Raw genomic sequence first — 14,264 nt, forward strand, 5'->3', positions numbered from 1 at the left:
GAAGATCATGGCGCTAAACTACCGTAAACGTCCCTATCGAGTCATTTATAGGGAATTCTAAGGAATCGGCCCTAGGGTTGGTGCCCACGACGACGAAGGAATCGGATGCCTCAGGAGCTGTACTCGGTCGAGCAGGTCGCGCAGCGACTCGGGCTGCACGTCCGGACGATCCGGAACTACGTCCGCGACGGCCGGCTGAAGGCGGTCCGGATCGGGAAGCAGTACCGGATCGCCCGCGCGGACCTGGAGGCATTCACCGGCACCAGTGCGGCCGCGCTGGAGGTGGATCAGCAGACCCGGCACGTGGAGGCGTCCAGCATCGTGCACATCGACGCGGTCGACCGCGCCACCGCCGACCGGATCAGCACGCACGTCATCGGATCGCTCAATCAGAGTGGGATCGGCCGGCTCCGCGTCGAGGCCGTGTACGACGAGGATCGCGCCGTACTGAAAGTCATCATCCTCGGCGACCTCGCGCCGACCGCGGAGCTGCTCCGGCTGATCGAGATGATGACCTAGAGCTGCCGGGAGGTGGCAGCGATCGCGAGGTCGGCCAGCGCCTTGCGAGCGGTGTCGTCGGCCAGGGGAGCGCGGTCGAGCGCGTCGAGGGCATCCTCGGTCCGCTCGGTGATGAGGTCCTCGCAGGCCTGCACCGCACGCGAGTCCTGCAGGATCTCGCGCAGCAACTGGATCTCGTCGTCGTCCAGGTCCGGCCGTCCGAACAGCCGATCGAACTCGTTGAGCTGCACCTCCGACGCGTGGTCGACCGCGTACGCGACCAGCACGGTCCGCTTGCCCTCGCGCAGATCGTCGCCAGCCGGCTTCCCGGTCAGTGCCGGGTCCCCGAACACCCCGAGCAGGTCGTCGCGCAGCTGGAACGCCTCACCGACAGGCAGTCCGTACGCCGACAACGACTCGATCAACCGCTGATCCGCACCGGCCAGTGCGGCCCCGACATGCAGCGGCCGCTCGACCGTGTACGTCGCAGACTTGTAGCGCAGTACTCGCAGGGCCAGATCCATGTCGGACTCACCACTCGCCTGCGCGAGCAGATCGAGGTACTGGCCGGCTGTCACCTCGACCCGAACGGCGTCGAAGTACTGCTCCGCCCTGGCCAGCGCGGCCGCGTCGAAGCCAGAGGTGTGCAGGAGCTCGTCGGCCCAGATCAGACACAGATCGCCGAGCAGGATGGCCGCACCGATGCCGAAGCTCACCGCATCGCCGCCACGGCCGGACTGCTCCGACCGGGCCCGCTGCAACGCCTCGAATCGGCGATGCGCGGCCGGCGCACCCCGGCGTACGTCGGACGAGTCCATCACGTCGTCGTGGACCAGGGCGCTGACGTGCAGCATCTCCAGACTGGCCGCGGCCGTCAGGATCGGCCGGGCCGGGTCACCACCGGCGGCGCGGAAACCCCAGTAGCAGAAGGACGGCCGCAACCGCTTCCCACCGCTGGTCGCGTCCCGGGCAGCTTGGACCTGCTCGGTCAGCTCGGGCCCGATCGCCTCCAGGCGCCGCTGCTGCAGGTCGAGGAAACCGGTCAGCGCGCGCTGCACCTCGGCGGGGATGTCCACATCGCCATACACGTCTCGGAGCGTAGTCGGTACGACGACAGCGGTGGACACCGCGGGTAACCTGTCGCCATGGCGAACGGTCTTGCTTCGACGCGTCCCGGCAACCGGCCGACGATCCGCGAGCTGCTCGCGAGCGGAGGCCGTTCCTTCTCGTTCGAGTTCTTCCCACCGAAGACACCCGAGGCCGAGGAGGTGCTGTGGCGTTCGATCCGGGAGATCGAGCAGCTGCGGCCGACCTTCGTCTCGATCACGTACGGCGCCGGCGGGACCACCCGGGACGGCACGATCCGGGTTACCGAGCGGGTCGCCCAGGACACCTCGCTGACGCCGCTCGGCCACCTGACCTGTGTCGCGCACTCACGCGACGAGCTGCGGTCGGTGATCGGTGCGTACGCCGGGTCCGGGGTGCGCAACATGCTGGCGCTGCGCGGTGACCCACCGGGTGGCCCGAACCAGCCCTGGGTCGCGCACCCGGAGGGCATGAACCACGCGATCGAGCTGGTCGAGCTGATCCGGTCGCTCGGCGACTTCTGCGTCGGCGTCGCGGCGTTCCCGGACAAGCACCCGGAAGCCACCTCGCTGGAGGCTGACGCGCAGGTGCTGGCGGCGAAGGCGCAGGCGGGTGCGGACTACGCGATCACCCAGATGTTCTTCGGTGCCGACGACTATTTCCGGCTGGTGGACCGGGCGGCCGCGCTCGGCTGCGACATCCCGGTGCTGCCGGGCGTCATGCCGGTCACCAACATCAAGCAGATCCAGCGGATGGCGGAGCTCACCGGGATGGCGCTGCCGACGGCCGTCACCGATCGCCTGCTCGCGGTCGAGGACGACCCGGCCGCGGTCCGGCAGGTCGGCGTCGAGATCGCCACCGAGCTGTGCGAACAGCTGCTGGCCGGCGGCGCTCCGGGCATCCACTTCATCACCCTGAACCGATCGACCGCGACCCGTCAGGTCTTCCTCAACCTGCGCTCGTCAGTCGTGTCCTGACCGCGGCCCCCGGCCGTATCCTGTGGCGATGGCTGACCCGTCGGATCTGTTGATCGACCGCACCCTCGTCCTGCTCCGGCATGCCAAGGCGGTCCCGCCCGAGACCATGCCGGACCTGCAGCGTCCGCTGGCCGACCGCGGCCGCGCCGACGCCCGCGCGGCCGGGCGTTACCTAGTTGCCCAAGGCATCGAAGCCGGACTGGTCCTGTGCTCGCCGTCGGAGCGCACCCGGGAGACCTGGCAGTACGCCGCCGAGGGCGGGGCGACCACCACCGACATCTGGTACGACCGGCGCATCTACAACGCCGACACCGACGAGCTCCTCGACGTCATCCACGAAGTACCGGCCGAGGTCCGCACCGCGATCATGATCGGCCACGGGCCGGGTATCCCTTGGCTCGCCGACGAGCTCGCTCTGGACGGCACCAGCCCGGAGCGGGTCGAACTCACCAAGAAATACCCGACGTCGGGCCTGGCCATCCTCCACCTCACCTGCCGCTGGTCGGACCTGTCCGCGAACGACGCCGACCTCGTCTCGTACGTCGTACCTCGCGGCTAGTGCCCTGCGTCGGCCGGCAGCTCACCGGTGAGCAGGTACTTCTCCGCCTTGTCGTCGATACACGGGTTCTTCGTGAACAGGTACGACGCGTGGTTGCCGCCGTTGTCGATCAGCAGCCTGGAGCCGGGCAGTACGGCGCGCATGCGGCGTGCGCCGATCACCGGAGTCGCCGCGTCGTACCGGCCCTGCAGGAGCAGGATCGGCGGCACCTTCGGCGACCCGATCCGGACCTGCTTGACCGGCGCGACCGGCCAGAAGGCACAGGGTGCGCCGTACCAGGTGTTCAGCCAGGCGAACCGCGGCGTCAGGTGGTCGGCCAGTTCGGTGTCCTGGCGCCAGCGGCTCCAGTCCCGCGGCCAGCCGGGATCCATGCAGTTGTAGGCGAGCTGGCCTGTGTCCACCGCCTGGGTCGCGAGCTGGTCGGTCGCGCTCAGTACGCCGCTGGGATCACCGTTGCGATAGGCAACGATCGCTTCGGCCAGGCTCGGCCAGGAATCCTGGGTGTAGACGCTGGAGGCAAGCAAGTCGTCGAGCTCCGACGCCCCGGCTCTCCCTCCGGCAGGCCTCTTGGCGAGGTCGGCCCGGATCTGCTGCCAGGCGGTCTCCACCGCCTTCGGGGTCGTACCGAGGTGATACTCGCTGCTGTGTGCCGCCATCCAGGCGAACAACTCCTGCGTGCGCTGCTCGAGCGCCGGATCCTGCTCGTACGCCGTCTCGTAGGTGCTGACCAGCGGATCGACGACGCTGTCCAGGATCATCCGGCCGGTGTGCTCCGGGAACATCGTCGCGTACGTCGCACCGAGCTTACTGCCGTACGAGTAGCCGAGGAAGTCGATCTTGTCCTTGCCGAGCGCGATCCGGATCCGGTCGATGTCCCGGGCGGCGTTCTCGGTGGTGATGTAGGGCAGGAGGTCCTTCGCCTTGCTGCCACACTGCGCCGCGACCTTCTTGGCCTGCGCGACCCGCTGCGCTTCCTGGTGTGCGTTTGCCGGCCGGTAGGGGAGTGCCGGGTGAGTGACGAGCTTGGAAACGTCGCCGCAGTCGACCGGCGTACTCGCACCGACTCCACGTGGATCGAAGCTGAAGACGGCGTACTGCTCGGCGACCTTCTCCGGCAGCATCGCGCTGACCATCTGCTCCGTGCCGAGACCGGGTGCGCCCGGACCGCCCGGATTCACCAGGAGGAAGTGGGGCGAGCTGAGCCCACCCACTCCGGAGACGGTCAGGGTGATCTGCTGGCCGTCGGGCTTCGCGTAGTCCAGCGGCACCTGCAGTGTCGCGCAGCCGACCTGCGGGAACACGCCCGACTCGGGTGGGCAGGTACCCCACTGCAACTTCGCTTCGGTCTCGGCGGTCGCCGGGCCGGACAGCCCGGCGACCAGTGCGGTCAGCGATGCGACGACGACAGCGACGGCTGCGCCGCGCCGAAGGGTGTTCTTGGTCAAGCCCCGTCCTACTTCCTTCTCAGGAGGCGCGGGCGGGCAACCAATGGGTAGTGCTGTTGATGGTAATCAATCGCTGCGTGGCCCGGGTCAGCACCACGTACAACGCGCGGACGCCGCCGAGGGTGTCGCTGACGATGCGGTCCGGTTCGACCACGACCACAGCGTCGTACTCGAGGCCCTTGGACTCGAGGGGGCTGACGGCAACGACCCGAGGATTGCCGATGTCAGCCAGCACCGCGTCGACGGCAGGCCGCAGCTTCGGCGTGACGATGACGCCGACCGTTCCTTCGACCAGTTGGAGCAGCTCGGTGGCCGCGTCGGCGGTGGCTTCGACGACCTTGCCGTCGTCGAAGATCCGGTGCTCCGGCTCGACGCCCGTACTGCGGACCGCGTTGGGCAGATCGGCGTCGGGCAGACTCTGGCGGATCACCTCACCGGCGAACGCGTAGATCTCGGCCGAGTTCCGGTAGTTGGTCGACAGCCGGAACGTGTGCCGCTGCAGGTGCGACAGCATCGAATCCATTGCCGCACGGGCCTCGTCCGGGTCCGGCCAGGAGCTCTGCGCCGGGTCGCCGACGATGGTCCAGCTCGCCTGCGGTCCGCGCCGGGTCACCATCCGCCACTGCATGGGGGAGAGGTCCTGTGCCTCGTCCACCAGCACGTGCGCGTACTCCTCCGGCTCCTCGGCCTCTCTGGCCGCCGCTGCCCGGGCGCGCCGCTCCGAGGTCGTCAGCACCTCGTTGACGCCGTCCGACAAGCCCTCCAGCCAGTCGAACTCCTCGTCCTTGGTCTCCGAGACCGGAGCGCGTCCCAGCAACGTGTCCAGCTCGTCCAGCAGGGCCACGTCGGCAATGGTGAACTCGCTGGTGCTGCGGATCGCTCTGGCAAGCGCGTCGACCTCCGCCGGCGTCAGGTCGTTGCGAGCCCAGCGCTGCAACCGCCGTGGGTCACCGAACCAACGCAGTACCGCTTCCGGCGTCAGCACCGGCCACCACTGGCTGAAGAACGACCGGAACGCCGGTGTGTCGGTCACCTGATCGCCGAAGGCCTCACGGTCGCCGTACACACCGGTCCGCAGGTCCTCCGGGAACCGCTGCCACAGCGCACCCACCAGACCCTTGCGGGCTTCGGTCGCCGCGCGGTTGCGCGGCGTACGGCGCAGCGCGTTCCGACGGACGTTGTCCAACTGGTTGGCGTCCAGCTCGATCGTGGCGCCGCCGAGGAAGACGCGCAGCGTGGTGGGCGCCGTCGGCACGCGGTCGCGAGCGGCCCGTGACAGCAGTGCGCTCATACGGAGCGAACCCTTGATCGCGGCAACCTCCGCCTCGTCCACCGCGGTGGCCTTGACGCCGTCAACCATCTCGCCGACCGCCCGCAGCGAGACCGTGTTCTCGCCGAGGCTCGGCAGCACGCGCTCGATGTAGGCCATGAACGCGGCCGACGGCCCGACCACCAGTACGCCGCCCCGCTCGAAGCGCCGGCGGTCGCTGTACAGCAGGTACGCCGCCCGATGCAGAGCCACCACTGTCTTGCCGGTGCCCGGTCCGCCGCCGATCACGGTGACGCCACGGGCTGGTGCCCGGATCGCCTCGTCCTGCTCGGCCTGGATGGTGGCGACGATGTCGCGCATCGTGTGGCCGCGGGCGCGCGACAGCGATGCCATCAGGGCGCCCTCGCCCATCACCGGCAGGTCCTCAGGTGCGCGCTCCGGGGCCAGCAGGTCGTCCTCGAGGCCGACGATGCGAGCGCCCTTGTTACGCAGCACGCGGCGTCGAACGACCTTCAGCCTGTCGGTCGAGGTGGCGCGGTAGAACGGCTCCGCGGCCGGGGCGCGCCAGTCGATCACCAGCGGCTCGTACTCGGCGTCACGGACACCGAGGCGGCCGACGTACAGCTTCTCCAGGTCCGCCGCGGCACCGGCGGCCGGCTCGTCGTCGCCCTGGTCGGAGTCGAGCCGGCCGAAGACCAGGCCCTCGTGCTCCGCGTCCAGCTCGGCGATCCGGCGGGCGGCGGCGAAGACCAGCACGTCCCGCTCGTACAGACCGGTCTGCTCCTCCTCGCGGACCCGGCCGACGTTCTGCGCCTGCCCGCGTTGGTGTCCTTCGACCGCGATCCGCGACGCCGATCGAGCCGCCTCCGCGACCCGGTCGTACACCCGGTCGACGTGGTGCTGCTCCGCCGTCAGCTCCGCCCGCTCGACGTTCTCGTGATCGGCCGACGTAGGGGATTGATCCACCGAGGTCCTCTCTACTGCCGGGCTCCTGCCCCGACACCGAACACATGAACGATCAATCCTACGTGGGTCGGGTGACCGAACCCCAACCGGTCTCAGGCCTTTCCGATGGCGTCCGCCACGATGGCGGCGCCGAGTGTGGTGGCGGGCACACCGGAGCCCGGATGAGCGCCCGCGCCGACGCAGTACAGCCCCTTCACGGGGGAGACGTTGGACGCCCGCCGCCGGGCGGTTTTGTACCCCTCCCAGGCCACACCGGCCCACCAGGATGGCGAGGTCTGACGGGACACCACCTTGTCCCGGATGTGCAGCCCGCGGGCCACCAGCAGGTCGAGTACGTCGTCCGTCGGATAGCCGTGCACCAGGACTGACCACGCCTGGTGGCCGGCCGGTGCCTGTCCGCCAGTCCGGACGACCACAGTCGGCGTACCGTGCAGCACCGTCTCGAACGGCAGGCTAGGCACGGGCTCCTGCAGCCCCAGATGTACGACGTACGCCGCCTGGGCCTGGTGGGTCGACAGGACCTTCTTGCGCAGCTTCTTGGCTGCCGGGTCGTCCAGGAGCTCGGTGTAGAGCAGACGCGGGTCGATGTCGCTCACCACGATGTCGGCGGGCAGTTCGGTCGCGTCGGCCAGCCGTACGCCGGTCACACCGCCGTCGGTTGTGGAGACCCCGACCACCTCGGCGCCCGTGCGCACGTTGATCTTCCGCTCGCTGGCGCGCTGGGCCAGCGCGTCCGCGAGCGCACCGAAGCCTCCCTCGATCGTCCAGCGGCCGAAGGTGCGCTCCAGGTATGACCACACCCCGACGTACCCAGGGGTGAGCTTGGCGTCCGATCCGCCTTGCGCCGCGAAGTGCCGCAGTACCGCACGGGCTCGGTCGTCATCCAGCTCGCGGTTCGCCACCTTCTCCAGCGACTGCCAGGGCTTGAGGGACCGCACAGCGCTCAGCGAAAGCTTGTCGTGCAGTGGTGGTTCGAGTGAGGTCTTCCGCAGGATCTGCCAGGTCTCGCCGTAGCCGTCGACCAGAGCGGTCCACTGCTTGGCGGTCTTCTGGTCGGCCAGATCGGTCCAGGCCGCCTCTTGCGCACCGCGATCACCGATCGGCAGGTCGAGCACCGACCCGTCGCCGAACATGTGCCGGCGTGGCTCGGTGACCGGCTCCAACTGGACCAGACTCTCGATCGGACGGCCGCTCTTGCGGAAGAGGTCCCGCAGTGCGGCGGGCAGCGTCGTACTGGCTGCTCCTGCGTCCCAGCTGAACCCATCCGCCTCGACGCGACCCAGTACGCCGCCGAGGTGCTGGTCGCGTTCGCACACGATGACCTCGTGGCCCAGCTTGGCCAACCGGACTGCGCTGGCGAGACCGGCCAGGCCGGCCCCGATGACGACTACGCGGGCCATCAGGCGGCACTGCTCCCGGTCGCCGGAGTGGCCCGTCTGTCCCGCCAGGCCTTGAAGCGTGCGAAGCCCCGCCGGATGAACCGGAACGCGAAGTACACCCCGAGCAGACCGAGCAGCAACAGCACACCGGCGATGATCAGCGCGACCTCCGGGTGGAACGCGGCCAGCGCCACCACCCCGACGACGGTGATGTCCTCACCGGACGATGCGGCGATGTTGGTGACCGGCTCGGGCGAGGTGTTGATCGCCAGCCGCAGACTCGACTTCACGGCGTGTGAGAGTAGCGCGACGAGTCCACCGGTGGTCGCGATGACCGCTTGCTGCAGGGTGCTCGCCTCACCGGACAGCAACGCGGCGATGATCACGCCGATGGTCGGCCGGATCACGGTCGAGATCGCGTCCCAGGCCGAGTCGACGTACGGGATCTTGTCCGCGACGAACTCGAAGGCGAAAAGAACACCCGCTGCGATCAGAACCGGGCTGGTGGTCAGGGCCGTCGGTACGTCGTCGGCACCGGCGAACCGGCCGAGCAGACCGAGAATCAGCACGCAGGCATAGGCATTGATGCCACTGGCCCATCCCGTCGTGAACGCCAACGGCAAGGCTTCCATCGTCGGTCTCCGTAACGCTCGGTCGCCACCCCGTGAGACGGCATGCTTCGTCAGTATCGAACCTGCGGGTGTGAGTTTTGGTTAACCGTTGACATCCGGTCCGCCTCGACCCACAGTGACTACGCTGCCAGTCTCTGTGACCGGCATCCCCCGCCATTCGGGTTCAGGAGATCAACATGCTTCGTCGTCCGAAGATTCTCGCCGCACTCGCAGCGGTAGCGCTGCCCATCACCGCACTCGGCGTGTCGACCGGAGGCCCACCCGCTGCCGCCGCGCCCCCAGGGCCATCCGCCGCGACTGCCTCCGCCACCGCGGCCTCCGCGTTCAGCGCTGCCGCCGCGAAGTACGGCGTACCCGAGTCGGTCCTGCTCGCCGTGTCGTACGCCGAGTCGCGGTGGGACGACCATCTGGGTGCCCCCAGCACGTCGGGCGGTTACGGCCCGATGCACCTCACCGCCGTCGACCCCAGCGAAGTGGCCGACCTGTCCGGCAAGCGCAAGGTCGCGAACGCTGCGTCGCTGCGGACCCTCGACAAGGCGTCCCAGCTGACCGGGCTGGACCCGGCCGCACTCCGGAACGACACCACTGCCAACATCAACGGTGGTGCCGCGCTGCTGGCGTCGTACCAGCGCTCTCTGGGCCTCCCGCTCGGTGCGAGCACCTCTCCGGCCCAGTGGTACGGCGCAGTGGCGTCGTACGCCGAGGCCGGCGACCGCGTGGCCGCGTCCGGCTTCGCCGACGACGTCTACTCGATCATGGCCCGCGGTGCGGCCCGGACCACCAACACCGGACAGCAGATCACGATGGCTCCGGTCGCAGTGACCCCGGACAAGGCTCAGGCCGACAAGTTGGCGCTGCCCGCGGGGACGAAGCCCGCGAACAGCGGCGTCGAGTGCCCTCCGACGCTCGGGTGTGAGTGGCTGCCCGCGCCGTACTCCCAGTACGGTCCCGGGTCTGGTGACTACGGCAACCACGACCTGGCGAACCGGCCGAAGACCGGCAAGATCGACTACATCGTCATCCACGACACCGAGGGCAGCTGGCAGACCACGCTGAACCTGGTGCAGGACCCGACGTACGTGAGCTGGCAGTACACGATGCGCTCGTCCGACGGCCACACCTGGCAGCACGTCAAGGCGAACGACGTCGCCTGGCACGCCGGCAACTGGTACGTGAACATGCACAGCATCGGCATCGAGCACGAGGGCTTCGCACCCCAGGGCGCGACCTGGTTCACCGAGGCGATGTACCGCAACTCGGCCAAGCTGGTCAGCTACCTCGCCGCCAAGAACAACATCCCGCTCGACCGCGCCCACATCATCGGGCACGACCAGGTGCCGGGCACGATTCCCAGCACGGTGGCCGGTATGCACTGGGATCCGGGACCCTACTTCGACTGGGAGCACTACTTCGACCTGCTCGGCGCCCCGATCTACGGGCACGAGGTCTTCCCGGTGAAGGCCGGCTCGATCGTCACCATCAAGCCGGGCTTCGAGAACAACGTCCAGGTCGTGACCGACTGCACGGTCGCCGGGACCACCTGCGACCCGCAGGGCACCAACTTCGTGTACCTGCGTCAATCGCCGGACGACGCCGCTCCGCTGGTCAAGGACCTGGGGCTGCGTCCGGGCGCGGCCGCCAGCACCACTCAGGTCTCCGACATCGGAGCCCGCGCGACCGCCGGTTCGCAGTACGTCGTGGCGCAGCGGCAGGGCGACTGGGTAGCCGTCTGGTACCTGGGCGCGCTGGGCTGGTTCAAGAGCCCGGCGTCGGCGCCGGACGCGTTCGCCAAGCCGGGTCTCGTGGTGAAGCCGAAGGCGGGCAAGGCCTCGGTGCCGGTCTACGGGCGTGCGTACCCCGAACAGGCGGCGTACCCGGCGGGTATTCCGTACCAGACCGTCACGCCGCTGCAGTACTCGATCGGTGCCGGTCAGGCCTACCCGGTCAGTGACCTGAACATCGAGACCGACTACTACCGCGCCGTCACGTTCGCCGGTGAGCCTCCGACCGACCACGTGCAGGTGCTCGGCAAGGACCGGTACTACCAGATCTGGTTCGGCCACCGGATGGCCTACGTCCGGGCCGCCGACGTGGACATCAGGCCTGCCGTCTAGATTGCCTGTTGTGTATGACGAAGCCGTCCAGCAACTGCTGGACGGCTTCGTCGCGTCGGTGCGTCAGGTGGCCGCGGTCGAGGCGATCTGGCTGCACGGTTCGCTTGCCTTGGGCGACTACCAGTTGGGGCGCAGCGATCTCGATGTGATCGCGGTCGTGTCGTCACCGCCGCCGGCCGCCGTCGAGGACGTTCATCGGCGACTGATCGCGGAGTCTCCGCTGGCGTCCAAGCTGCATTGCTCCTACATGCTCGCCGACCAGCTGGCGGATGCGTCGATCCGGCATGTGACCTTCGCCCAGGAGCGGTACTTCGACCGGCCGGTGACACCGGTGACCCGACGAGAGCTTGCCCTGAGCAACGTCTCGCTCTTCGGGCCGCCGCCGTCTTCGTTGCTACCGGCCATCAGCGATTCCGAGCTGGCGGAGTTCATCCGCCGTGACCTGCGGGAGTTCTGGCTGCCTGCCGTGGCCCGGTGGACGAACTGGTACATGGACGTTTGGGTCGATCTCAGCCTGCTCACCATCGCCCGCGCTCACGTGACGCTGACGACGGGGGAGCTGATCACCAAGCGGGCGGCCCTCGACGTCCTGCCGTCGTTGGGAGCACCCGCGGCCGTCGTCGCGGACATCACCCGCGGCCGCTACGGCTCCCGCCGCCTCGCGACCCCCTGGTGGCGACACCGCCGCGCGGTCCTGACCCGGCGCTTCGTTCAGACTGCGATCCCCGCCGTGCTCAGTTGACGGTGATCGGGGTTCCGTTGGAGATAGTGACGAGCTCGGCGTACGTGGTCGGGAAGACCGAGTGGGGGATGCCGGCCGCGGCCCAGATGACGTCGTACTGCTCGAGAGCGGTGTCGACGTACGTCGGGACCTGGTGCGGGTGGCCGACCGGGGCGACACCGCCGATGGACTGGCCGGTGTGCTCCTTGACGAACTCCGGGGTGGCTCGACGCAGCTTGCCGATGCCGAGCTCGGCCGCGACCTTCGCTGTGTCCACCCGGTGCGCGCCCGAGGTCAGGATCAGCACCGGTACGCCGTCGCCGTCGAAGATCAGGCTGTTCGCGATCGCGCCGACCTCGCAGCCGAGCTCGGCCGCGGCGGCCGCCGCCGTCGGCACCGCCTCGTCCAGGATCACGATCTCGCCGGTGGCCCCGGCCGCCTTCAAGGCGTCGGCCACCTTCTGCACGTTGGGATGACTGCTCACCTTCGGCACCTTATGCGGCGGCGTTGACGCGGGTCACGCCGGTTTCAGCTCGGCTGCTCCGAAGGACACATTGAACCGGTCGCACCAGATGGCCACGCTGCGGAAGTCGTCGAGCGTCACGCCGGCCGGGACCGGGTAGTTCTGGTTGCCGTGGTTGCCCTTCAGGCTGCCGAGACTGCGGTACTGCCCGTCGTCGAACAAGTGCCATCCGGCTCGGCCCGGAACGACGTTCGCATCGCTCAGCCACACCTTCAGGTCGGGACCGTCCGAGGTGTCGAGGTCCTCGATCCGCAGTACCCGGCTGCCGTCGGCCAACCGGAGTACGGCGACTGTGCCGGACGTCTCGTGTTCATGCGTGATCAGCTTCCCGGTCAGCAGAACCTCTGTCGTGGGCGGGACCTGCTTCGGTACGACGGAAACTGTCGGTGGCGTCGTCGACGATGTCTGGGTGGAGATCGGAACAGCGCCGGGCAGCGCTTCGTCGACGACCCTGTCGGTGAAGAGCCGCCACGGCTGGAAGAGCGGCAGCGCGACTGCCGCGACCACGACGGCAACGGCCGCCGCGGTGACCAGTGCTGCCCGCTTCTTCACGGTCCGTCCCTTCGTCAACGCCTCGGTGCACCCAGTCTGGCGGCCGGATCGGTCGCGCGGCGGCGCGCCGGGCTTACGGGCCGTTGACGATTGTCGGCGGGCGGCGATACGCTTCCAGTGTTCGAACAGATGTTCGATTACCTCCGGCCCGGCGTCGTCGGGAGGCCGGCCGGAGGTGACCCGGACAGCTGGACGGCTCCGGTGCGGAGTTGCGGCCGCATCGGAAACCGGTGGTTCCGGCGGGCCGGGCACCGAGGTGGACCTCGACCCCCACCTCGTGCCTACCCGCCGGGCCTCCGACCGGGCCGTCGACCAGGGGAAGCAGCAGTTCGTACACAGGAGGCGATGGAGCATGTGGGAGTTCGACGAAGCCGTCGAGGTGCGTTCGGGTGTCGTGGACGGCGTCGAGACCCCGGAGCAGTTCCTCTGGCGTGGCCGTCTGTGGCGTGTCTGCTCCGTCCAGGCTCACTGGACCGAGACCGCCGCCTGGTGGGAACGCGGCATCATCGGCACCCCGATCCATCGCGCGACCGACTGGCATCACGCCGAGGCCGCTCCGGCCGTCGCCGAAGCGCCTGTCCTTGCCGGTGCTCCCGCTCCGGCTAGCGGCGCGGCGGTCGGCGTACTGGATGCGGACTGGGGACCGCGGCGCGCGGTGTACCGGGTGGAGGCGGGGTGTGGCCGGCACGGTCGGCGTGAGCTGTTCGATCTCGCCCACGACCCGGACTCCGGCCGCTGGCAACTGGAAAGGGTGACAGACCGATGACCGTTTCACCGGTGTCTCCGGCGGCTGCCGGCGCGGCGAGCCGGGAGTTGTCCCGTGCACGCGCCGCTCTGGCCGAGGCGTTGGACACGAGCGACCACCTGATCCGCTACTCGAGCGCGCACATCGCGGCTCTCCGGGTCGCGGCGGCGGTCCTGGCCGTCCGTGCCCGGCCGGTGCGCTCCGGCGCTCGCCGCCGCATCCAGCGGAATGCCTGGGTGCTGCTGGCGGAGGTCGCCCCAGAGTTCGCCGAGTGGGCTACGTTCTTCTCGGCCGGTGCGTCTCAGCGGGCTGCCGCCGAGGCCGGCCTGGAGCGTGCTGTCACGACCCGCGAGGCCGACGACCTGATCCGCGCCGTGGAGACCTTCTACGGCCTGGTCGAGTCCTCGCTGCGGCTGTCCAGCACGGCCACCTTCACCGCCACCACAGACCCTCAGTCGGTCCTGACCCAGTCCTGGATGCAGGCCAGCTAGCAACAACCCACGACGGCAGTCCTTCGGAGAGAAACGACATTGAGTCAGGTACGCAGAGGTGTCGGCCATGACCTGTGCGGTCGCGTGCATGCAGTGCTCGGGGTCGAGTGCTATCTGGCGGACACCCATTACCCCAACCCGCACCAGTCGCTCGAAGGCGAGTCCTGGGACGACGGCCTGTGCAGCAAATGCGCCGGCGGCGGCCTCCTAGCCGGCCACACCTGCGACCGCTGCAACGGCGCCGGCTTCGAACCCGTAGAACTAATAGACCCCGAAACCTACCAACCCGGCTAACCCAACCCGGCT

Annotated in this window: 15 protein-coding genes; 8 read left to right on the plus strand and 7 right to left on the minus strand. The window is 69.0% G+C overall.

All coding sequences use genetic code 11. The features are described from left to right. The first annotated feature begins 105 nt into the window (after nt 1-105). Nucleotides 106-519 (plus strand): helix-turn-helix domain-containing protein, encoded by a 414-nt coding sequence (locus E0H73_RS03965; RefSeq protein ID WP_131351337.1) that lies wholly within the window; start codon nt 106-108, stop codon nt 517-519. Here E0H73_RS03965 and E0H73_RS03970 read toward each other — a convergent pair. After that, a complete protein-coding gene (locus E0H73_RS03970; RefSeq protein WP_131351340.1) occupies nt 516-1,586 on the minus strand; it encodes a polyprenyl synthetase family protein in 1,071 nt (356 codons plus the stop codon). The two genes, E0H73_RS03965 and E0H73_RS03970, sit on opposite strands and share 4 nt — an antisense overlap. Nucleotides 1,587-1,643: 57 nt before the next feature. Here E0H73_RS03970 and metF point away from each other — a divergent pair, with 57 nt between their 5' ends. Next, nucleotides 1,644-2,561, plus strand: coding sequence for a methylenetetrahydrofolate reductase [NAD(P)H] (gene metF, locus E0H73_RS03975; RefSeq protein ID WP_131351343.1), 918 nt, complete (start codon nt 1,644-1,646; stop codon nt 2,559-2,561). Nucleotides 2,562-2,589: 28 nt separating this feature from the next. Then, nucleotides 2,590-3,120 carry a SixA phosphatase family protein gene (locus E0H73_RS03980; RefSeq protein ID WP_131351346.1) on the plus strand — a complete coding sequence of 177 codons (531 nt, stop codon included), beginning with the start codon at nt 2,590-2,592 and terminating at the stop codon, nt 3,118-3,120. Here E0H73_RS03980 and E0H73_RS03985 read toward each other — a convergent pair. From E0H73_RS03985 to E0H73_RS04000, 4 genes are all read right to left on the minus strand, one after another. Next, the gene (locus E0H73_RS03985; RefSeq protein WP_165555480.1) at nt 3,117-4,565 is read right to left on the minus strand and encodes an alpha/beta hydrolase; all 1,449 of its coding nucleotides are present in this window, start codon (nt 4,563-4,565) and stop codon (nt 3,117-3,119) included. The two genes, E0H73_RS03980 and E0H73_RS03985, sit on opposite strands and share 4 nt — an antisense overlap. A gap of 19 nt (nt 4,566-4,584) precedes the next feature. Further along, complete coding sequence (locus E0H73_RS03990) at nt 4,585-6,801, minus strand: HelD family protein (RefSeq protein WP_131351352.1); 2,217 nt, start codon at nt 6,799-6,801, stop codon at nt 4,585-4,587. Nucleotides 6,802-6,893: 92 nt separating this feature from the next. After that, nucleotides 6,894-8,201: a phytoene desaturase family protein gene (locus E0H73_RS03995; protein WP_131351355.1), complete on the minus strand. Its 1,308-nt coding sequence runs from the start codon at nt 8,199-8,201 to the stop codon at nt 6,894-6,896. Then, a complete protein-coding gene (locus tag E0H73_RS04000) occupies nt 8,201-8,812 on the minus strand; it encodes a DUF4126 domain-containing protein (RefSeq protein ID WP_131351358.1) in 612 nt (203 codons plus the stop codon). The genes E0H73_RS03995 and E0H73_RS04000 overlap by 1 nt, the downstream gene beginning before the upstream one ends. Before the next feature lie 176 nt (nt 8,813-8,988). Between E0H73_RS04000 and E0H73_RS04005 the strand changes: the two genes are divergently transcribed. Continuing rightward, complete coding sequence (locus E0H73_RS04005) at nt 8,989-10,926, plus strand: N-acetylmuramoyl-L-alanine amidase (protein ID WP_131351359.1); 1,938 nt, start codon at nt 8,989-8,991, stop codon at nt 10,924-10,926. A gap of 10 nt (nt 10,927-10,936) precedes the next feature. Beyond that, the gene (locus E0H73_RS04010) at nt 10,937-11,668 is read left to right on the plus strand and encodes a nucleotidyltransferase domain-containing protein (protein ID WP_202867189.1); all 732 of its coding nucleotides are present in this window, start codon (nt 10,937-10,939) and stop codon (nt 11,666-11,668) included. Here E0H73_RS04010 and E0H73_RS04015 read toward each other — a convergent pair. Both E0H73_RS04015 and E0H73_RS47020 read right to left on the minus strand, forming a co-directional pair. Beyond that, nucleotides 11,661-12,131 (minus strand): YbaK/EbsC family protein, encoded by a 471-nt coding sequence (locus E0H73_RS04015; protein WP_131351362.1) that lies wholly within the window; start codon nt 12,129-12,131, stop codon nt 11,661-11,663. The two genes, E0H73_RS04010 and E0H73_RS04015, sit on opposite strands and share 8 nt — an antisense overlap. A gap of 33 nt (nt 12,132-12,164) precedes the next feature. Beyond that, nucleotides 12,165-12,722 (minus strand): DM13 domain-containing protein, encoded by a 558-nt coding sequence (locus E0H73_RS47020; protein WP_238163790.1) that lies wholly within the window; start codon nt 12,720-12,722, stop codon nt 12,165-12,167. Nucleotides 12,723-13,074: 352 nt separating this feature from the next. Between E0H73_RS47020 and E0H73_RS04025 the strand changes: the two genes are divergently transcribed. The 3 genes from E0H73_RS04025 (at nt 13,075) to E0H73_RS04035 (ending at nt 14,252) form a co-directional block, all read left to right on the plus strand. Then, on the plus strand, nt 13,075-13,488 hold the full coding sequence (locus E0H73_RS04025) for a DUF6504 family protein (protein ID WP_131351367.1): 414 nt from the start codon (nt 13,075-13,077) through the stop codon (nt 13,486-13,488). Then, entirely contained in the window at nt 13,485-13,958 is a 474-nt protein-coding gene (locus E0H73_RS04030) for an SAV_6107 family HEPN domain-containing protein (RefSeq protein ID WP_131351369.1), read from the plus strand. Before E0H73_RS04025 ends, E0H73_RS04030 begins: the two co-directional genes overlap by 4 nt. Before the next feature lie 93 nt (nt 13,959-14,051). Next, a complete protein-coding gene (locus E0H73_RS04035) occupies nt 14,052-14,252 on the plus strand; it encodes a hypothetical protein (protein WP_131351372.1) in 201 nt (66 codons plus the stop codon). Nucleotides 14,253-14,264: the final 12 nt, after the last annotated feature.

The organism is Kribbella pittospori (assembly GCF_004331465.1).
Lineage (GTDB): Bacteria > Actinomycetota > Actinomycetes > Propionibacteriales > Kribbellaceae > Kribbella > Kribbella pittospori.

What these genes read in the sequence shown, in the direction of transcription:
- E0H73_RS03965 (WP_131351337.1), top strand. Translation starts at nt 106, where the DNA reads ATGCCTCAGGAGCTGTACTCGGTCGAGCAGGTCGCGCAGCGACTCGGG.
- metF (WP_131351343.1), top strand. Translation starts at nt 1,644, where the DNA reads ATGGCGAACGGTCTTGCTTCGACGCGTCCCGGCAACCGGCCGACGATC.
- E0H73_RS03980 (WP_131351346.1), top strand. Translation starts at nt 2,590, where the DNA reads ATGGCTGACCCGTCGGATCTGTTGATCGACCGCACCCTCGTCCTGCTC.
- E0H73_RS03995 (WP_131351355.1), bottom strand. Translation starts at nt 8,201, where the DNA reads ATGGCCCGCGTAGTCGTCATCGGGGCCGGCCTGGCCGGTCTCGCCAGC.
- E0H73_RS04000 (WP_131351358.1), bottom strand. Translation starts at nt 8,812, where the DNA reads ATGGAAGCCTTGCCGTTGGCGTTCACGACGGGATGGGCCAGTGGCATC.
- E0H73_RS04005 (WP_131351359.1), top strand. Translation starts at nt 8,989, where the DNA reads ATGCTTCGTCGTCCGAAGATTCTCGCCGCACTCGCAGCGGTAGCGCTG.
- E0H73_RS04025 (WP_131351367.1), top strand. Translation starts at nt 13,075, where the DNA reads ATGTGGGAGTTCGACGAAGCCGTCGAGGTGCGTTCGGGTGTCGTGGAC.
- E0H73_RS04030 (WP_131351369.1), top strand. Translation starts at nt 13,485, where the DNA reads ATGACCGTTTCACCGGTGTCTCCGGCGGCTGCCGGCGCGGCGAGCCGG.